The sequence below is a fragment of the Bacillus sp. JZ34 genome (assembly GCF_053903205.1).
Window position 1 is genome coordinate 1,481,513 of sequence record NZ_CP096403.1, and the last position, 19,090, is coordinate 1,500,602.

16 protein-coding genes are annotated in these 19,090 nt (G+C 44.8%); 5 read left to right on the top strand and 11 right to left on the bottom strand.

Annotation, left to right across the window (positions count from 1 at the left end; translation table 11 throughout):
* Positions 1 to 181 precede the first annotated feature (181 nt).
* The 4 genes from M1D90_RS07465 to M1D90_RS07480 all read left to right on the top strand — a co-directional run bounded on the left by M1D90_RS07465 (position 182) and on the right by M1D90_RS07480 (position 6,029).
* Positions 182 to 1,069 (top strand): sulfite exporter TauE/SafE family protein, encoded by an 888-nt coding sequence (locus tag M1D90_RS07465; protein ID WP_020452347.1) that lies wholly within the window; start codon positions 182 to 184, stop codon positions 1,067 to 1,069.
* A 444-nt stretch (positions 1,070 to 1,513) separates the two neighbouring features.
* Positions 1,514 to 2,749, top strand: coding sequence for a cytochrome P450 family protein (locus M1D90_RS07470; RefSeq protein WP_023855338.1), 1,236 nt, complete (start codon positions 1,514 to 1,516; stop codon positions 2,747 to 2,749).
* A 405-nt stretch (positions 2,750 to 3,154) separates the two neighbouring features.
* Positions 3,155 to 3,982: an alpha/beta hydrolase gene (locus M1D90_RS07475; protein ID WP_023855337.1), complete on the top strand. Its 828-nt coding sequence runs from the start codon at positions 3,155 to 3,157 to the stop codon at positions 3,980 to 3,982.
* Positions 3,983 to 4,244: 262 nt separating this feature from the next.
* The gene (locus M1D90_RS07480; protein ID WP_026579218.1) at positions 4,245 to 6,029 is read left to right on the top strand and encodes an acid phosphatase; all 1,785 of its coding nucleotides are present in this window, start codon (positions 4,245 to 4,247) and stop codon (positions 6,027 to 6,029) included.
* 82 nt (positions 6,030 to 6,111) lie between these two features.
* On the opposite strand, the gene M1D90_RS07485 is transcribed toward M1D90_RS07480, so the two are convergent.
* From M1D90_RS07485 to nikA, 9 genes are all read right to left on the bottom strand, one after another.
* Positions 6,112 to 6,906: an SDR family NAD(P)-dependent oxidoreductase gene (locus tag M1D90_RS07485; RefSeq protein ID WP_035338415.1), complete on the bottom strand. Its 795-nt coding sequence runs from the start codon at positions 6,904 to 6,906 to the stop codon at positions 6,112 to 6,114.
* Between the two features lie 17 nt (positions 6,907 to 6,923).
* A complete protein-coding gene (locus tag M1D90_RS07490) occupies positions 6,924 to 7,931 on the bottom strand; it encodes an AraC family transcriptional regulator (protein ID WP_026579219.1) in 1,008 nt (335 codons plus the stop codon).
* 305 nt (positions 7,932 to 8,236) lie between these two features.
* Positions 8,237 to 9,592 carry an MATE family efflux transporter gene (locus M1D90_RS07495; RefSeq protein ID WP_095290919.1) on the bottom strand — a complete coding sequence of 452 codons (1,356 nt, stop codon included), beginning with the start codon at positions 9,590 to 9,592 and terminating at the stop codon, positions 8,237 to 8,239.
* 60 nt (positions 9,593 to 9,652) lie between these two features.
* The gene (locus M1D90_RS07500) at positions 9,653 to 10,483 is read right to left on the bottom strand and encodes a MerR family transcriptional regulator (protein WP_206761307.1); all 831 of its coding nucleotides are present in this window, start codon (positions 10,481 to 10,483) and stop codon (positions 9,653 to 9,655) included.
* A 254-nt stretch (positions 10,484 to 10,737) separates the two neighbouring features.
* Entirely contained in the window at positions 10,738 to 11,556 is an 819-nt protein-coding gene (nikE, locus tag M1D90_RS07505) for a nickel import ATP-binding protein NikE (RefSeq protein WP_456283288.1), read from the bottom strand.
* Positions 11,557 to 11,597: 41 nt separating this feature from the next.
* Complete coding sequence (gene nikD, locus M1D90_RS07510; RefSeq protein WP_456283290.1) at positions 11,598 to 12,416, bottom strand: nickel import ATP-binding protein NikD; 819 nt, start codon at positions 12,414 to 12,416, stop codon at positions 11,598 to 11,600.
* 18 nt (positions 12,417 to 12,434) lie between these two features.
* On the bottom strand, positions 12,435 to 13,262 hold the full coding sequence (nikC, locus tag M1D90_RS07515) for a nickel ABC transporter permease subunit NikC (protein ID WP_020452337.1): 828 nt from the start codon (positions 13,260 to 13,262) through the stop codon (positions 12,435 to 12,437).
* The gene (gene nikB / locus M1D90_RS07520; RefSeq protein WP_020452336.1) at positions 13,259 to 14,203 is read right to left on the bottom strand and encodes a nickel ABC transporter permease subunit NikB; all 945 of its coding nucleotides are present in this window, start codon (positions 14,201 to 14,203) and stop codon (positions 13,259 to 13,261) included. The genes nikC and nikB overlap by 4 nt, the downstream gene beginning before the upstream one ends.
* 9 nt (positions 14,204 to 14,212) lie before the next feature.
* The gene (gene nikA / locus M1D90_RS07525; RefSeq protein ID WP_023855329.1) at positions 14,213 to 15,835 is read right to left on the bottom strand and encodes a nickel ABC transporter substrate-binding protein; all 1,623 of its coding nucleotides are present in this window, start codon (positions 15,833 to 15,835) and stop codon (positions 14,213 to 14,215) included.
* Between the two features lie 287 nt (positions 15,836 to 16,122).
* Between nikA and M1D90_RS07530 the strand changes: the two genes are divergently transcribed.
* Complete coding sequence (locus tag M1D90_RS07530; protein ID WP_020452334.1) at positions 16,123 to 17,172, top strand: NAD(P)/FAD-dependent oxidoreductase; 1,050 nt, start codon at positions 16,123 to 16,125, stop codon at positions 17,170 to 17,172.
* A 66-nt stretch (positions 17,173 to 17,238) separates the two neighbouring features.
* On the opposite strand, the gene desR is transcribed toward M1D90_RS07530, so the two are convergent.
* Together desR and M1D90_RS07540 are read right to left on the bottom strand one after the other, a co-directional pair.
* Positions 17,239 to 17,838: a two-component system response regulator DesR gene (gene desR, locus M1D90_RS07535; protein WP_020452333.1), complete on the bottom strand. Its 600-nt coding sequence runs from the start codon at positions 17,836 to 17,838 to the stop codon at positions 17,239 to 17,241.
* Between the two features lie 19 nt (positions 17,839 to 17,857).
* The gene (locus M1D90_RS07540; protein ID WP_456283292.1) at positions 17,858 to 18,970 is read right to left on the bottom strand and encodes a sensor histidine kinase; all 1,113 of its coding nucleotides are present in this window, start codon (positions 18,968 to 18,970) and stop codon (positions 17,858 to 17,860) included.
* Positions 18,971 to 19,090: the final 120 nt, after the last annotated feature.

Consider the following 19,090-nt stretch of genomic DNA (forward strand, 5'->3'; position numbering starts at 1 on the left):
TGAACATCCATAAGACAAAAGACCGGGGGATAGGCGCTCATTTTGCATGCATATGCTCTTTTTTGCTGGTGTCGATGAAAAATACAAAAAATTTATATTTTTCAAATTCCCACTTTACAGGTAGGTATAGTATAGATTATATTTAACAATAAAAATAAACCAATTGAAGTGGGAGGCCAACATGAAAAAGCTGATTGTGTTTGTCTTGATAGGATTATTTGCGCAGCTGATAGATGGCGCCTTAGGGATGGCGTACGGGGTGACATCGTCGTCATTGCTGCTTGCCTTCGGCATCGCACCGGCGGTTGCGTCAGCATCCGTTCACCTGGCGGAAGTCGTCACAACCGCGGCATCCGGTGTGTCGCATATAAAGTTTGGAAACGTTGATAAACAAACGGTCAAACGACTCGTCATCCCGGGATCACTCGGGGCATTTCTCGGCGCTTCCTTTTTAAGCAACATTCCGGGCGAGCTTGCGAAACCTTATATTTCAATATTTCTGCTTGTCCTCGGCGTGTATGTGCTCACTCGATTTCTATTCATGTTTAAAATAGGAGAGCAAAAAAGCGGTATCAGCCTTTCGAGAAAAAAAGCCGTTCCCCTGGGATTAATCGCGGGTTTTGCTGATGCAACCGGAGGGGGAGGCTGGGGGCCGATTGCCACTCCAGTTTTGTTATCCAAAAAAGGCGTCAGTGCGAGAAAAGTAGTGGGTACTGTTGACACAAGCGAGTTTGCTATTGCCGTTTCGGCAACGTTAGGATTTTTCATTTCTCTCGGCTGGGAAGAAGTCAATTGGCTGTGGGTTGGTGCATTGATGATTGGCGGAATTATTGCGGCTCCGATTGCCGCCTGGCTGGTGCAGAAGGTGCATGCCCGATTAATGGGCGTTCTGGTCGGCGGACTGATCATTCTCGTCAACACAAGAACGCTTGTCCATTCGTGGATCAATCAAACAGCATTATATCCGGCTATTTATATTGGAATCATCGCAGTTTGGATATCAGCTATTGTATATATTGTTGTAAAAATAAGAACAAGTGATCAAACTGCTCAAGCATTAAATCAATAATCTTGCGACGGCTTCAGATATCATGAGCGTTTTAAAAAAGATGCGGAAGTCGATAAGCAAGAGAAGGGAAGAACTTCAGGCCGTCAACAAACGAATACATTCCGATCGGACAACCGAAGGGCTCCTGTTAGACTGCCGTTCCTTGAAAAGGAACTGTAAACTAAGAGGACTTTTTATTTTTAAATTTACTTATAGCGAGATCGGCATAGCGCCGGTCTCAACTTGTTTTCATGCCTCTTTTTGCATTCCCCGTCTCATTTCTAAACAATGAATGCGGAAGGTGTTTATTAATGAACATCTCCAGCTTGATTGCCGATTGAATGTGGGTTTTCCTGGAATTATAATATTTGTGAATGAGTGGATGTGAATAGCCTAACGCACTATCGCGGTTTATCATTCCGGTGCAGGCTGTTATTTACAAAAATAGAGATGGAGGTAGGATGTATGTCTTCAAAACAAGAGGAGAGCTTCGCCATATTAACTGAGAGAGAATTGTCTTCTGCGGCATTTAAAGATGAAGCGTACGAATTTTACAAGCGATTACGCGCTTCCCGTCCTGTCTATCCCGTATCGATGGGGGATCTGGGCGAAGGCTGGCTCATTACGAGGTACGAGGATGCGGTCCATATATTAAAGGATGCAAGAATGAAGAAAAATTACGAAAATGTGTTTACTGAAGAAGAATTAGAGAACTTCTCCGCTCTGGAAAATGAAGAACCTTTATCAAAGCATATGCTCAACTCAGATCCCCCCGACCACGGCCGTTTGCGGTCTCTTGTACAGAAAGCATTTACTCCCCGGATGGTTTTACAGCTCGAGAACAGAATCCAAAAAATCGCTGATTCTTTATTGGATCAAGCAGAACCGAATCATTCCATGAATCTTGTAGACGACTTCGCTTTCCCGCTGCCGATCATTGTCATCAGCGAGATGCTTGGTATTCCGCTTGAAGATCGGCAAAAATTCAGAGTTTGGTCCCAGGCGGTTATTGATTTTTCTGACACGCCCGAAAGCCTGGAGGAATACAAGCATAAAATAGGCGAGTTTGCTGAATACCTGGAATATTTGGTTTGCAAAAAAAGGGACGAGCCGGCTGAGGATTTAGTCAGTGCATTAATTCAGGCAGAAAGCGAAGGAACGACATTAAGCATAGAAGAGCTGTATTCGACAATTATGCTCCTTATCGTTGCAGGACATGAGACAACGGTAAACTTAATAACCAATATGACCTTTGCCTTGCTGAACCACCCTGAGCAACTGGAAAAGCTTCATCAAAACGCAGATTTAATCGACTCAGCCATTGAAGAGGCGCTCAGATTTTACAGCCCCGTGGAATTGACCACTCTGCGCTGGGCGGCCGAACCGTTTACATTGCACGGGCAGGAGATGAAGAGAAAAGATGTGATCATCATTTCATTAGCCTCGGCCAACCGCGATGACACGGTCTTCCCGAATGCCGACCGCTTTAATATTGAAAGAAAGGATAACCGCCACCTTGCCTTTGGCTATGGCAGCCATTTTTGCCTGGGCGCACCGCTTGCCCGATTGGAGGCCAAAATTGCCATTCAAACCTTGCTGCGCCGCTTTGAACATATAGAGATCAAAGGCGAAAGGGAGCAGATCAAATGGAAAGGCAATTTTCTGATGAGAGCTTTAGATGAACTGCCATTATCTTTTTAAATGATTGGATTTGCGATCTGTCATTTCGGCCGAAGAAAAAGCATGGGATGTTTTCATCTTGAAAATAGAACATCAGATTATGAGACATTCATCTATTACAAGGTTCATAAAAATCGTACTCCCCGATATGACGGGGAGTACTCCTCTTGCCGGCTTAATCGTCTATTGTTATTCATGTTCGCTTTCACGAATGCCTCCTCTCATATTTTCCTCGCAAGTTTACTGCACAACAGCTTTAACTTTTCTTATTGATTTTAAAATTTGTAAGTTTCTTGTTTCTGTTTATAATTAGAAACATATGCTAATGTTCCGCCGCCTTAAAACTGATTAACAGATGAGCATTCCCGGAATGTTCCGTGAGACGTTTTAAAATATACTGGCTAAAGAAGAAAGGTGTTTTTAAACTTGAGAGGATTCATCAAATGGACAGGGGTGGCGATTCTGTGTATTGGCTTGATCGCCTGTACTTCCAACAAGAATGCTGAAAATGTTCATTACGCAAAAGACGACAGACAAACATTGGATATTTATACACCGCAAACAAACGAGGGTGAAAAACATCCTGTTCTCATCTATCTTCACGGCGGAGGATGGACAAGCGGCGACAAAAGCAGGGCTGCTTCGAAGCCGGCATTGTTCACGGAAAACGGCTATGTTTTCGTATCTGTCAACTATCGGCTTCATCCCGATGTTCAGTATGAAGAGATGGCTGATGATGCGGCTAAGGCCGTTAAATGGGTGATGGATCATGCTGATGAATATCAAATCGATCCGTCAAAAATCAATGTTATGGGACATTCGGCAGGAGGGCACTTGGCCGCCTTAATTGCCGCAAATCCGGCATATTTAAATCGTGTCGGCCTCACGCCGGCCTCGCTCAATTCGATTGTGGTTTTAGATGGACCCTTGGATATGAAACGATTCATCGAAGCGATCCCGTCTTATCAAAAAGTGTTCGGTTCCGACGAAAAGGTATGGACAGAAGCTTCGCCGCTCTCCTACATCAACAACTCAAAATTGCCGCCTGCCTATTTTGTGACCCGCTGGGAAGACCCCGCCGTCTACAAATTCGCGGAAACCGTAAACAAAGCGAAAGCAACGGATTTTGTGTATCGGGTCAACAGCTTATCTCACAGTGATTTAAATAAGATGTTCGGCTCACCGGATGCGCCGGCAGAAGCACAGAATCTGACAAAAGCGGTTATGGCGTTTTTAGAGAAGGAAAATAAATAGACTAAACAGGCCGATTTAGCCTCCTATGCACTTGGTTGAAAGTGTATAAACAGCTGTTAAACTAGCAGAGAAAGGCCTGAATTTTAAATCCGGCCTTTCTCACACTTGTTACCCTCCTCACTCATAATGCATCAATCTGCAAAATCCCAAAATATAAACAAAACATTAATAAAATCAAGCCATTTGATTTAACAAATTTACGATACGATCATATAGAACTTGATGGTTGGGAGATTAAGAGTAAGGGGGATATGATGTGAGAATGAAACGATTAAGGATGAGGAAGCATTTACTGATAGCTGTCTGTTCTTTGGCACTTCTTCTAAGTTCTCTGGTTGTAGGCGATGCGAGCGCGGCAACTAAACCAACAACTGCAGCTTCGCGGCAGTCTTCCGGATTTTTCGTAGATCATTACAAAAATAATATCTCTGCTAATATGACGGTGGAATCCAATCCAGTCATCGGGGTGCTTTCCGAATTTAATAAACTTTGGATCCCCGGAAAGACGTGGAATACCGGTACTAAACTGAACAGAAGAGTGTTGGATGCCAACATCCAAAAAGTCGTGGATATTGCTGAACACCGCACGATGTTTGAGGAAAATGCTGCATATTTTGATGATCGGAGGGGCCAGAGCTACAGTGTTATTGACGGCCTCGGGAAGCTTGCTGACGTCTACCGAATGAACGCGGGAGCGACGACAACGATCATCAGCATCCCGGCAGGTGCCTCGATAAAAAAATATCATGATGAAGGAACCAATTCAGGCAGCACCAGTTCGGAACTTGGACATGTCGTGAGCTTGGTCAATACTTTACGCGGCAACTATTCTTCATCGAATCCGGCTAAAGGCTATTTCAATTATCCCCGTCCGTTTCGCTGGAAAGACAATTCGATCATTGTTCCAACGCTTATTCCCGTCATCAATCCTGATCCGAACAAAGACGGAGGTTTTCCAAGCGGACATACGAACGCCGCATATCTCAGCGCTTTTGCCATGGCCTATGCGATACCAGAGCGTTATCAGGAGCTGCTGACTCGCGCTACTGAACTCGGTCATAACCGGATTGTTGCCGGTATGCATTCCCCGCTGGACGTCATGGGGGGAAGGGTCATGGCAACAGCGTTGTCAGCTGCGATTCTGTCTGATCCCGACAATGAAAAATTGAAGAAAACGGCTTATGATGAAGCTCATCGTAAACTATTAACGCAAACCGGTACAGGCGAAGACAGATACAGCGATTATGAAACGAATAAAAAACAATATACGGAACGATTGACATATGGATTTCGTCAAATGAAGACAACCGCTAAACCAATGGCAGTTCCAAAGGGAGCCGAAGTCCTGCTGGAAACGCGTTTTCCTTACCTTGACAAAAAGCAGCGCCGTTTGATTTTAGCAACTACCGGTCTTCCGGCCGGCTATCCTGTTCTTGATGATGCGGAAGGATGGGGAAGGCTTAATCTCTTTTCCGCCGCAGATGGGTATGGTGCTTTGACCAAAGATGTTACCGTGAAGATGGATGCTGCCAAAGGCGGCTTCCAAGCAACGGATCGCTGGCGCAACGACATCTCCGGCGCTGGAAAGCTGACCAAAAAGGGGACAGGCACTTTGAAGCTGGAAGGGAAAAATACATATTCCGGCGGTACACGGATTGATCAAGGGACGCTTGAGGGCGGTTCGGAGACAGCTTTCGGGAGAGGTGATGTTTCATTGGGAAGGGGCACCCTTAGGGAAGATGTGCCGGGAAAACTGATGATCGGGGGAGACTACAAACAATCTGCTGAAGGAATACTTGAACTTCATCTCAGCGGAAAAAAAGATCAGTTGAAAATTAAAGGAAAAGCAAGATTAAAGGGGACATTACGTCTCAATTTTACAGACAATTACGTTCCGGCTGATGGATCGGCGGTCATAACCTTCCGCAAGCGTCATGGCTCATTTTCTTCCGTCGAAACCAGAGGATTGCCAAGCAAGTATAAAGTGAAGATCATCTATAAGTCCAACAGTATTCAGTTGAAACTTGATCAAAAGGGGAGAAGCTGATCTTCATCATAAGCTGCAAGCTGGCGCTTACTGCCGCCAGCTTGTTTTTCGTTTTGACGAAGTCTATCTTGAACAGGAGATCTTAAAAAATAGTCGGCACCATTCCCCCGTCCATACGGATCGGAGACCCTTTAAATGCGGATGCATAAGGACTGCATACAAATGCCGCCAGTCTGCCGATTTCAATAGGTTTGATAAATCGCTGTATTTCGGATTGAGGCAGGTTTGTGGTCATGAATTTCTTCTCTTTTTCTGAAAAAGTCATTCCTTCATCAGGGTACATTCCCTCAATGATTTGCTTCACATTCTCAGAGAGCGTCGGCCCCGGCATGATCGTATTGACCGTCACTTCTGTTCCGATTGTTAATTTAGATAAGCTTTTTGACAATGATAATAGCATTGATTTTGTCATACAATACTGAGGCATCTGCCCTGAAGGCATCATCGCTTCTTCACTCGCAATCAAGATGATGCGGCCAAAATCACTTTTCAGCATTTTCGGCAAATAAAATTTAGTTAAACTGTTTGCGGCCAGAACGTTGGTGCGGAAGTATTTTTCCCATATTTCATCGTCAACGTCCTCATATTCCATGATTTCATAAATGCCCATATTGTTTATTAAAATATCGATTTGAGGGTATTTTTTAAATAAAGCTTCCCTTTGCTTAATATCCACGATGTCAGCCGCGGCGTTTTGGGGAGAGGTGGCAGGAAAAGCTGATTTTATTTCATTGACTGTTCGTTCTGCCTCTTCCTCATTTCGTCCGTTAATGAGGACATGAACACCTTCTTTGGCAAGTTCAATAGCGATGGCTTTTCCTATCCCTTTCGTCGATCCTGTAACTAAAGCTGTTTTGTTTTTTAATCCCATATCCATCAAACATTTCTCCTATTCTAGTTAAGTCCATTCAGCCGGGTTTGCTTACGCCAATTAGAAGGTGTCTCGCCTTCCCAGAGGCGGAAGGCCCGGTAGAACGAGTTCTGATCTTCATATCCGATCAGAAAGGCCACTTCTTTAATATCGAGCGAAGGGTCTGCCAAGTACTCCCGCGCCTGCTCATGTCTGACTTGGATCAACAGCTGTTTGAAGCTAGTGCCTTCATCAGTAAGCCGGCGCTGCAAGGTGCGGCCGCTCATTCCCAATTCGCCCGCGACAGTCTGAATGTCTGGGTGCCCTCCTGTGAGCGTGCGTTTCATGATCCACTTGACCACTTCAGTGATTGAAAGGCTATTTTGCTGATCATTCAACGATTGATCCAGCACGGGAGTCAGAATCTCCAGCAACTCTGCATTATACGAGACAAAGGGGCGGTCCAGATCTCCTCGATGCAGCGTCAGCCGATTCCGATCTGCACCGCTCCGGATACGGCAGCCGAAGTATGCTTCAAGCGCCTGCATGTCGCCCATTGGGTGTGCAAACTCGACCGACTTCGCTGTCAACGGCTGACCTGTACCCCGGCGCCCGAGTTCCAGAAGAAATGCCAGTGTAATGCCAATCAAGAGCGGCGGACCGGGTTGCTTATCATCCAACCATTCCAGTTCGATTGTGCAGTGCTCACTTTCCTCGGTGATACGCAAGCTTTCGGGAGGGCACAATTGTTTATAGCGGGCCATTCGCTTTAGCGCGTCGCGGTAGTCACGAGCATGGTAAGCCGCTAATACGGCTGGAGGGTAATGTGCCGGCTCAAAGCCGGTCGCAAGCTTGATGATTCCTTTGGAAACATCATCAACGAGATCGGAATACGCCTGCCAGATCGCGAGGTATTGGGCGGCGGTGACAACTGGTTCAGTCATCATGGTGAGCGGCAGCTGGGCTTTTCGGAGCACGTCAGAGGCGTTCATTCCTAAGTGACGCAATCCCGCCCAAAACCCTGCCGGGAATTTAATTCGATTATGAGACATCATACGTATGAGCACTCCTTTAACTTTCTGCACCTTCGCTCACTTGGTCGTCATTCCATCCTGCCTTATTGGCGGGACAGTTATAACTTTACCTATCCATTGTCGGACTGTAACTAGCAAAGGACGACATTTAACTTGCCGATTACGCCGAACGTGTCAGCGTACGAAGACTGTGACAGGCAGGCGCCTGTATTCTATCATTACCTTCAAATAGGAGGGACAAGTATTATTGTTTGAATCTTCAATTGATGTATGCAGTCCTTAGATATAGGAAACAAGCCGGGAGGAAACTCCCGGCTGTAAAATCATCCCTTGCCAAACACGGGATTTCCTGTTTTCATCACATGTTTTCTCGTCATGAAAAAGAGGAGGGCGGCGACAAAAAACTCGGAAAGCGGCAATGATAGCCAAACTCCCGTGACGCCAATAAACTTAGGCAAAATCCAAAGCAGGATGAGAAGGGACACGAAGCTTCGCAATATGATGATCAAAGCCGATGAGCCGGCCCGGCCAATGGATTGAAAGTAACTCATATAGACAAAGTTATAGCCAAGGAAGATATACCCGATAAAAAATAGGCGGATTCCATCGATGGCCAGCTCCTGGATTTCGGTTGATTCTATTCCGAATAAACCTACAAGGAACGGTGCAGCCACCCAACCGATAACGAGCAAAAGAATTCCCAGGATAACAGCGGTCTTCTCCCCAATCTTCATGCTGCTTTTGATTCGTTCGCTTTCTTCAGCACCATGATAATAGCTGATCATTGGCTGAAGCGCCATTTCAATGCCGAAGAAGGACAGGAACATAAACCCGTGAAGGTAGTTGATGACCGAGAAGGCAGCGACTCCTCCCGTGCCTGCCAGTCCGGACATCGCCAGGTTATACCCTGTTACAAATATGAGGAGCCCAGCCTCCGCCAGAAAACTTGGAAACCCGATGGCAAAGATGTGCAGAAGGGATTTCCGGGACCACTGAAACGCCAGCTTTCTCAGTTGCGCTTGACGGTTAAAGAAGTGCAGGGATAATACAAGCAGTCCGGCGAATCCGCCAAGCACCGTTGAAATCGCAGCACCTGTTACCCCCATGTTCAAAATCATGATTGTATAAAAATTCAGAATGATATTCACAATCGATGTTGTTGCAAGAGCTATCATCGAAAGCTTTGGACTGCCGTCATTCCTTACAAAAATACTTAAGACCTGTTCTAATGCGATGACCCAGCCGAATAAAAACATGACGTTTAAGTACTCTATGACGTAAGAAGAGGTGTCGGAGTTAGCGCCAAGCCATAGGGAAATGGCTTGAATATTGAAAAGCCCGAACACCCCTAAAAGCGCACTGATGATTAGTGTAGAGAAGAGAGCCAGAGAAAAAACGCTGCTTGCCTTTTGTGGACGATTCTCCCCGATGCTGATAGAGTACTTCGTTGCTCCGCCTATCCCAACCCACAGAGCGATGGCCATAATCAAAGAAATGACCGGATAGGAAAGGTTCACTCCAGCCAGTGCTGCGGTTCCAATCCCATTTCCAACGAATAGGCCATCAATTAAAATATTCGCTGACATCAAGAGTAATCCAAGCGTTGCAGGGATGAAATATTTAAAAAACACTTGATTAACTGGTAATTTCATTAGCTGCTGATGTGTTTCTGTCATCATGTATTCCTCCTATAATGAGCTACAGGAGTATTCTAAACCTTCAAGTTACTTGAAGGTCAATCAAAACTTTGTCACCGGAATTTGGATTAAAGTGACAAAATGATCGGACTCCTTGATGACAGCCTCATCAAGAACGGAAATCTCAACGGGGATTCCTTCAAGTTTATATCCTTTCTCTTTCAGCTGACGTAAAACAAGCTGATAACTTTTTCTCATGTCCTCGTAGGGGCCAATATGAGGATAGCTTGCATACAAACCTTCGTTTAAATATTCATTGCTGTTTTCGCCGTGCAGCAATTCAAATAAGCCGATGTATTTTACAGGTCCTTCTTGCTTCAAGCTTTCCATATCCACGATCGTTCCGATGTCTCCGGTGAAGAAGCCGTTATTCTCGATCGACTGGCTCGAAAGCGTTTCTCTATCCTTTAAATAGATGTCGTCGCCTTCCTCTATCAGATCGACAGGTTTGTCAAAATACAGATAGGAAACAGGCCGTTTTGGGAAATACTGAAATGTTAAAGCAGGATGACCGGCAAGTTTTATTCCTTCTTCGATTGTGGAAATTTTGTTTTCGATCCTCGCCGCACTGCGTTGGAGCCGGCAAATTTCCATCCTCACTTCCTCAAGCTTCTTCTTCAAAATATCCATCGTCGTTTCCGGAGTCCTTTTATCTAACTGATGCTGAATGTCTTTTAACGAAAATCCATTTTTCCTTAAAAAAATAATGGTATCCAGAACCTGAAATTGTTCAACACCATAATATCGATAGGATGTTTCAGGGTCAGTATACTTTGGCTTGAACAGTCCGATTTCATCATAGTAACGCAGAGTCGATGCGGGCAGCTTGAAAAGCCGTGCTACTTCTCCCACGCGGAATCGATTATTCACCATTTTTCACCTCATTTGTTGGTATGTGAACTTTTTTTAGGGTTATCGGATGTATATCTTAAGCCTACTATTGACATTAGGTGAAAATGCATGCCTGGTCAACAAGGAACCGCAGCCTCTAAAAGGGGCATTACGCCAAATGATAGATTTTCAAAAATAAATGAGGGCTTCATGATTGGAAGCCCTCATTTATTTTTCACAAACGTGAATTAAAGAAGCTCATTTCAGAGAAAAGGTTTGAATTGTTCCCGGCAAGTTTATTGCTGAAGCGCTCTTGTTCCGATCGAACGAAATCGCGGATGCTCTGCCAGTATGGAACGCTTCATTTCTTTTACAACCGGGTGACCTGACTTTAAAAACCGATCTTTCTCGTAAAGCCCGGTCAATTGGCCGTGATCTAAAACACCTAGTGTATCACTTAATTGATAGGCGGCTTTTAAATCATGCGTTATAAAGAAATACGACATTCCAAAATCGTTTTTGAGCTCTTTTAATAAATCCAATATAAGCGTTTGGGTTACCATGTCCAGGTTACTGACAGACTCGTCCAATACGATCAGCTTCGGCTTGAGCGAGACTGCTCTTGCAATATTAATTCGCTGCAATTGGCCGCCGCTGAATTGATGCGGATATTTAGTTAAATCCTCTTCAGTTAAGCCTACTCTTTCCAACAGCTCGATAATGGCCCGTTTTTGCTCGGCGATTGTGAGCCTTTCATAGTTTTCGAGCGGTTCTGCTATGATTTGTTCCGCCGTCATTCGCGGGTTGACGGAAGAATATGAGTCTTGAAAAACAGCTTGAAGGTCGCGGCGGATTTTCCGCCGGATGGATTGCTCGGCTTTATATAGATCATGACCTTGAAAAAAGATTTGGCCTGATTGCGGCCGTTCCAAACCGAGCAACACTTTTCCCAATGTGCTTTTCCCGGCTCCGCTTGGTCCAAGCATGCCCAGACATGCGCCTTCTTCAATTGAAAAACTGACATTGGAAAGGACTTGTTTCGATGGAGCTTTCCATTTGAACAATTTGCGCGCCGTATAATGATGAGTGACGTCTTTCACTTGTAATAAACTCACTTGTTCACCCCATATCAAATGCAGGTCTTCTTCATACTGACTCAAGTGGCAAGTTGATCCATTGGCAAAGTCAACCGTGCACTTAACAGCTTCTTTGTATAGTCATGTTTTGGTTCATCAAACAGCTGAAACACATCTCCATTTTCTACAATTCTCCCATTCTGCATCACAGCGACTTCATCGGCCATTTCAGCAATGACGCCCAGATCATGAGATATAAGCAAAATCGCCGTGCCGAATTCAGATCGCAAGCCGTCTAAATATTTCAGCACCGTCTTCTGATTAAACACGTCGAGCGCAGTTGTGGGTTCATCCGCAATAAGAACGGCCGGCTCCAGGCATGCTGCAATTGCAATCATGACCCGTTGAAGCATTCCGCCGCTTAATTGAAAAGGGTAAGAATGCAAAAGTTTAGCAGGGTGGGGGAGGTTTACATGATGCAATGCTTCGGTCGCGAGCTCTTTCGCCTGTTTTTTGCTAAAAGATGTATGAGAGCGAATCGATTCGATCATTTGCTGGCCGATCGTAAAAACGGGTGTAAAAGCGTTCATCGGATTCTGCATGATATAGGCTATATCTTTGCCGCGGATTTTACGCATGTCCTGTTCTGCTAATCCGTTCAATTCCCGGCCCCGCAAAGCAATACTTCCTTCCACCTTGTTTGTTTTTGGATCAAGCGTCTGAAGAATAGACATGCTCGTTACCGTTTTTCCGCAACCGCTCTCACCAATTAAACCAAGAACCTGTCCGCGCTTCAGTTCAAAATTAATCCCTTGAACGATAGTTGAATTTCCTTTTTGATTGTGAACCTGCACATGCAAATCTCTGACTTGAAGTACAGTTGATTGTTCTGTTCCCAACTTCCTCATTCCTTTTTATCATCGACGTTTGACGCCGTATTGATCTGATAAGGCTTCGCCCAATAAATTGAACGTCACAACGACAACCATGATCATCAGCCCTGGATAAATCATTAACTCGGGGTTCGTCCGAATATACGATTTACCTTCATGAATCATCGCTCCCCACTCAGCTGCCGGGGGCTGAACGCCTAATCCGAGAAAAGACATGGCGGAGATATCCATAATGGCCCAGCCCATTTCCAACGTGCCGATGACGACGAGGGGAGGGAGGACATTAGGGATAATATGCTGTTTAATAATTTTCCATTGTGAAGATCCATTGATTTTTGCCGCCGCAATAAAATTCTCCTCTTTCAGACTAAGCACCATTCCTCTAAAAATTCTTGCATAATAGACCCATTGCACAAGCATGAGGGCCACAATGACTTGAGGAAGTCCAGGACCGAATATGCCCACGAGGCCAAGAACTAAAATTAAGTTCGGAAAGGCCATCACACCATCGCAGCATCTCATTAACAGCTGATCAATCCAGCCGCCTTTATACCCTGAGATCGTCCCGATTATGAGGCCGATAACGAGTGAGGAAATGAAAATGAGCATCGCGAATCCAAGAGAAATCCGGGCGCCGTACAAAAGGCGGGATAAGTTGCATCTTCCCAGATGATCAGTTCCTAAAGGAAACGTCCAGGATGGAGGCTGCAGCTTATAGACCAAATGGACATCAGCAGGGTGATGCGGCGCAATCCAAGGGGCCAATACAGCGATGATAAAAAGGACGGTTAATATGATGGTGCAGATTGCGATCACTTTTGGGCCTTTGAAAATCTTGCGTATACTTATCATCGATGCTGTCCTTCTTTCCTTGAAATGCGCGGGTCAATATACATTTGAATGAGGTCAACAATTAAGTTGCTCAATATAAAAAAGGCGGCGGCTAAGAACACATAGCATTGAATGACAGGGATGTCCCGATTGAAAATGGCCTCAATAAAATAACGGCCAAAGCCCGGCCAAGAAAAAACGACTTCAACAATAATTGTGCCGGTGAGCAGCTTGCCAAGGTTCATTCCCAGCCCCGTAATCATCGGAGAAATGGCCATTCGCAATACATGTTTGGCCATAATGTTCATCCTCGTCATTCCTCTTATGCGTGCAAATTGCACGTACGGTTCTTGCAGGTTTTCGATGACACTTGCACGGAGCAGCCTTGTATACATCGCGATTAAAGGAAGCGCCAAAGTCATCGACGGCAGTACAAGATGCTGCCATGTCCCGATTCCCTCTACCGGCAAAAGGTCTAACTGAACAGAAAAGAAAAAAACCAGCATATACCCTAACCAAAAAGTCGGGATGGATGCTCCGAAAAAGGAAATGAAGCGGCTGATATGATCAACTGCACCGTTTCTTTTAATTCCCGCTAAGAAGCCTAGCGGCACACTGACAAGCACCGCAATCAATAAACTCCCAAGCGCGAGCTCGATCGTCGCCGGCATTCGGTGTGCAACTTCATCCCAAACCGGCTGATTCGAAACATAAGATATGCCAAAATCAAGTTGGCATATCTTCAATACAGAGTTTACATATTGAATGAAGAATGGCTGATCCAAGCCAAACTCATGTCTTTTTTGCGCTAAAATTTCATCGGTTGGCTGGATATGTGCTGCGGCTAAGTATGCTTCAGCTGGGTCAACCGGTGAGAGATGAATCATTCCAGTTGTGAGAAGTGCAGCTAAAAGAAACACTGGAATAATAGACATGATTCGTTTCAATATATAGTTGCCCATAAAAGCCTCCTAGTGTTGCTGCTTGATGCGAATCCCTGTAAATGGATGTTCGTCACGATTGGCAGGGAACGTAAAGTTGCTGATATTCTTTTGATATATCGCCGTCTTTTTAATATAAGAAACAGGAACGATGGCTCCCTGGTCTTGAAGGGATTTTAAAATAGATGAGTAAAGCTCCTGCCGCTCTTTTTCATCAGTCGTTTGAGGTACCTTTGCCATCTGCTTGATCAGCTCGTCCTTGTTTGGATAGGCTGAAATCGCTTCATTAAATCCGAATCCTTTGGAGGAGACAATGTTTAAAAATGTGTGCGGGTCATAAGGCGCACCATAGTTGCTAAAGAAGTTCATATCAAACTCATTCGCTTTAAACCGTTTGACTTGGGTTGCCAATTCTACACCTTCAAGATTCAGCTTTACCCCGATCGCCGCCCATTCTGCCTGCAGCGTTTCGGCCATTGTTTTTTGAATGGATTCCGCTGAATCATACATTAAACTAAATTCAAGAGGCTTTCCGTCTTTCTCGCGCACCGTCTTGCCATTCGGAAGCTTCCAGCCTGCTGTATCTAATAGCGCTTTTGCTTTCTCTGGATCATAGTTGATTTGCTTTACATCAATATCAGACGTGTATGGGAAGTCTGTGGGCAAAATATGATCTGCTTTTTCTTCTAACCCGGAGGTGATGCCTTTCACCAAGGCTTCTTTGTCAAAACCATAGTGGAGGGCTTGACGCACGCGCTCATCAGAGAGCTGTTCTTTTTTCGTATTCATGACAAGCTGTCTCGTCGCCACAGGTTCAGAAAGGCTTGTTTCATATTGGCCTGTCGCTTGCAGCTGCTTGAATGCATCCAAACTGATAACGCCTTCGCCGTAAATGAGGTCAAGCTCACCTTTTTCAAATGCAAGCACCCTTGTTTCGGCGTCCGGGATGACTTTCACCTTGATTTTCTCGACTTTTGGCTTTTCACCCCAATAATGTTCATTGCGTTTAAAAACCGCATATTCATCAGCTTTATGCTCTTCCAATACCCACGGGCCCGTACCTACCGGTTTTGCGACACCCTTTGATGTATCGCCGTCCTTAGGGAAGCCGGCTTCTCCCAAAAACCGGACCGGCCGTACTACGGCTAGTTCCTGAATGGTCGGGTAATATGGTTCAGTTAATGTCAATTTAAATGTATGATCATCAATCACTTCTGTTTGGGCTATTTTTGAAAGAAACCCTAACCAGCTGTGTAATTCAGTATGTTTTAAAATGGAATCAAAATTCTTCTTCACAATTTTTGCATTAAACGTTGTTCCATCTGAAAATTTTACATTCTTACGCAAATGAAACGTATATACTTTACCGTCATTTGATATATCCCAAGATTCGGCTAAATGCGGTTTAAGCTTTCCTCCCGCTTCATAGGTAACCAAAGGTTCATATACCATCGACTGGGCAAATAATTGGGAAGGATTATACACATGCGGATTCATCTCGCCAATATCTCTAGGCCAAGCCATTGTGACCATGTTTTCATGCGTTTTCTCTGTTGAATTTCCTGAGGTTGTACATCCGGCCAATAAAATAGAAAAGGCGAGCATTAATACAAAAGTAATTTTAATTTTCGAACTAATCCTTCCGCTTATCATGCTTTGTTTCCTCCTAAATGAAGTTGATAATCATTTTCATTCTATGCAGGAAGCATACCCTTGTCAATGTAAGATATAGGAACTGCTTACATGCTGCGGAATGGGGAAGCGGCGGCATCCCGTGAAGAACGAACGCAAAGAGGGAGAGGCGAAAATGAAGTGGCGAAGAATGAACTTTTTATTAAAATGGATTGTAAAAACGAAGCAATCAAAGTACACTTAATGATAATGATAATCATTTACGATTGAGGGTGTAAACTCATGACATATACCGGGAGTGAAGAGCGATGAGCAGAAATGAAGTGTTTGATGTGACCGTGATCGGCGGAGGTCCGGCCGGTTTATATTCCGCCTTTTACAGCGGACTGCGGGGAATGAAAACGAAGATTATCGAATATCAGCCGATGCTGGGCGGAAAGGTTCACGTATATCCTGAAAAAATGATCTGGGATGTCGGGGGGCTAACGCCGATTTCCGGAGCCAGGCTGATAGAACAGATCGTGCAGCAGGGGCTAACATTTCATCCTGAAGTGCTGCTGAATGAGAAAGTTGAATCGATTGCCCGCAATGAAGAAGGGTTGTTTGAGTTACATACGGCTGCCTCAGGGGTGCATCTGTCCAAGACGGTCATCGTTGCCGTGGGCGGCGGCATCCTCAATCCGCAAAAGCTTCAGATTGAAGGAGCAGAGCGCTTTGAAGTGTCCAATCTGAATTATACGGTCAAATCGCTGCAGCATTTTAAAGATAAAACGGTCATAGTATCAGGCGGCGGCAATTCGGCTGTCGATTGGGCCAACGAGCTCGAACCTGTAGCGAAAAAGGTCTACCTCGCTTACCGCAAAGATGCGCTCAGCGGGCATGAGGCCCAGGTGGATCAGCTGCTGAACAGCTCGGTGAGCTGCTTCTTCCATACACAGATTACCAAGCTGATCGCTTCGGAAGATCATGAGGTGATCGAACGGGTCGAGCTCACGAACGCTCAAACCGGTGAGGTGATGGAGCTGCCTGTCGACGAAGTGGTTATCAACCACGGCTATGAACGCGACACCTCACTGCTGGAGAACAGCCGGCTTCATATTACCAGGGTTGATGACTATTATATTAAAGGTACCGCCAACTGCCAGTCTTCCGTGCCCGGACTGTATGCGGCAGGGGATATTGTGCATTATGAAGGCAAGCTGCACTTGATCGCCGGAGCGTTTCAGGATGCGGCAAACGCGGTCAACAGCGCCAAGCGCTTTATCGATCCCGAAGCACACAAGAGTGCGATGGTGTCGTCACATAATGAGGTTTTCAAAGAGCGCAACCGCGAGCTTGTGAAGAAGATGTTCGTGTAGAAAAGGACCGCCGTGGGAGCGGCTGATTCGTCGAGGGGATCTTGGAGATATGCCAAGATTCTCTTTTTATTTAAACCAGCCTTTTTCCTTTGAACGGGTAATGGCTTCGATCCGATTTTTGACCTCAAGCTTTTCAAGAATCATTGAGATATAATTTCGCACGGTTCCGCTTTTGATGCTGAGTTCTTGGGCGATTTCTTTTGTGTTTTTTCCGTCAGCCACAAGTTCGAGCACTTCTTTTTCTCTATCTGTGAGGGGATTGGCCTCACTGTACATGTCTTCCATCAATTCAGGCGCATAGATCCGCTTTCCTTTCATGACGCTGCGGATGGCGCTCACAAGCTCTTCGCTTGGGCTGTCCTTTAACAAATAGCCTTTAACACCTGCTTTAATGGCCCGCTGAAAGTAACCGGGGCGGGCAAAAGTGGTTAAGATAATAATGTTGCAGCCTGTATCCTTTAGTTCCTCAGCAGCTTCAAGCCCCGTTTTTCCCGGCATTTCAATGTCCATAATGCATACATCAGGCCGATGTTTTTTTGTGAAATCAACGGCATCCTGTCCGGTTGTGCCTTTGCCGACGACTTCCATATCATCTTCTAAATTCAGTAGTGATCCTAAAGCGCCCAAGAGCATCTGTTGATCTTCCGCAATAAATATACTAATCATGCAAGCCATCCTTTTTTGTTTATTTTGAGTTATTAGGAATTGACATGGTAAGCTTGGTGCCGTTTTTTGTATCAATGTGAAGGCTTCCGTTTGCAAATTCAAGCCGTTCTCTCATGCCAAGCAAGCCGTGTCCTTTTGAAAAGTACTTCTCTTCACTTTGAAACGTTCCATCGTCAGTCACTGTAATGACAACTTCCTTCCAGAGCTGCTGGATGTCAATGCGGCAGGTTTTAGCCTGACTGTGTTTGACGACATTAGTGACAGCTTCCTTTAAGCACATGCTCAATATGTTTTCATTAAGCAATGAGATATTTTCCGGCAATTTTTCTTCTTCATAGATGAACGCAATGTCGGCTGCTTCAAGAATTTGTTTGATGTTGACAATTTCATCCTTGAGCCGGATGCCTTTCATGGAGGATACAATTTTTCTGACTTCATTTAAAGAAGTTCTCGCAGTTTGCTGAACGCTTTTCAGTTCACGCGCGGCTTGATCGGGATCTTTGTAAATTAATTTTCTCGCCAAGTCGCTTTTTAAACCGATCAGAGACAGCTTTTGTCCAAGTGTATCGTGAAGGTCGCGGGCAATCCGCTGCCGCTCTTCTAATTTTACCAAATTGGCAATCCGTTCATTAGCATACTCGAGTTTTTCTTCGAGGCGTTCGCGCTCCTTGCGGTTTCTGATACTGAACGGCAATAAAATCGCGCTGATGAGAGTGATGACCACAAAAGGAATTTGTGTCAGAAAAAATTCTTTTTTTAACACGAGACTGAAGTTGGCAGCGACGGCTGCGCTTATTAAATGAACGTAATATAAAATGTGAAAAGGGGCTCGTTTTTTTATGTTCCCTATGAAATACGCGATAAAAAAAGCAAAATAAATATAGCTGAACAGCATAATCGAGGCGGTTGAAATGCCGATTAATATAAACGCCCACAAATAAATGTCCCAGCCTTTTGAAACAAAAGCAAATCTGTATACCGCAAAAAATAAAAGTGTCAAAATGATGCCGACGACGATGACAAGGGTAGATGATGATTGCATGATAAAGTAGAAGGGCAGGATGAAAAATATCGTCCATATATACGGCGAGATCCCGTTAAGTTTTTGAAATGCAAAATGCTTTTTGAACATGATATAACCTCGTTTTCAGCTTTTCATCTTTAGAGTAACTTTACCATTGCCTGAGCCGGATTGCATCATCCGACAATAAATAAGGAAGCCTTCTTGTTGATATAAGAAGACCTCCTCATC

Coding starts and splice junctions, on each gene's coding strand:
- M1D90_RS07465 (WP_020452347.1), top strand. CDS start 182: ATGAAAAAGCTGATTGTGTTTGTCTTGATAGGATTATTTGCGCAGCTG.
- M1D90_RS07470 (WP_023855338.1), top strand. CDS start 1,514: ATGTCTTCAAAACAAGAGGAGAGCTTCGCCATATTAACTGAGAGAGAA.
- M1D90_RS07480 (WP_026579218.1), top strand. CDS start 4,245: ATGAAACGATTAAGGATGAGGAAGCATTTACTGATAGCTGTCTGTTCT.
- M1D90_RS07485 (WP_035338415.1), bottom strand. CDS start 6,906: ATGGATATGGGATTAAAAAACAAAACAGCTTTAGTTACAGGATCGACG.
- M1D90_RS07490 (WP_026579219.1), bottom strand. CDS start 7,931: ATGTCTCATAATCGAATTAAATTCCCGGCAGGGTTTTGGGCGGGATTG.
- M1D90_RS07495 (WP_095290919.1), bottom strand. CDS start 9,592: ATGATGACAGAAACACATCAGCAGCTAATGAAATTACCAGTTAATCAA.
- M1D90_RS07500 (WP_206761307.1), bottom strand. CDS start 10,483: ATGGTGAATAATCGATTCCGCGTGGGAGAAGTAGCACGGCTTTTCAAG.
- nikC (WP_020452337.1), bottom strand. CDS start 13,262: ATGATAAGTATACGCAAGATTTTCAAAGGCCCAAAAGTGATCGCAATC.
- nikB (WP_020452336.1), bottom strand. CDS start 14,203: ATGGGCAACTATATATTGAAACGAATCATGTCTATTATTCCAGTGTTT.
- nikA (WP_023855329.1), bottom strand. CDS start 15,835: ATGATAAGCGGAAGGATTAGTTCGAAAATTAAAATTACTTTTGTATTA.
- M1D90_RS07530 (WP_020452334.1), top strand. CDS start 16,123: ATGAGCAGAAATGAAGTGTTTGATGTGACCGTGATCGGCGGAGGTCCG.
- desR (WP_020452333.1), bottom strand. CDS start 17,838: ATGATTAGTATATTTATTGCGGAAGATCAACAGATGCTCTTGGGCGCT.
- M1D90_RS07540 (WP_456283292.1), bottom strand. CDS start 18,970: ATGTTCAAAAAGCATTTTGCATTTCAAAAACTTAACGGGATCTCGCCG.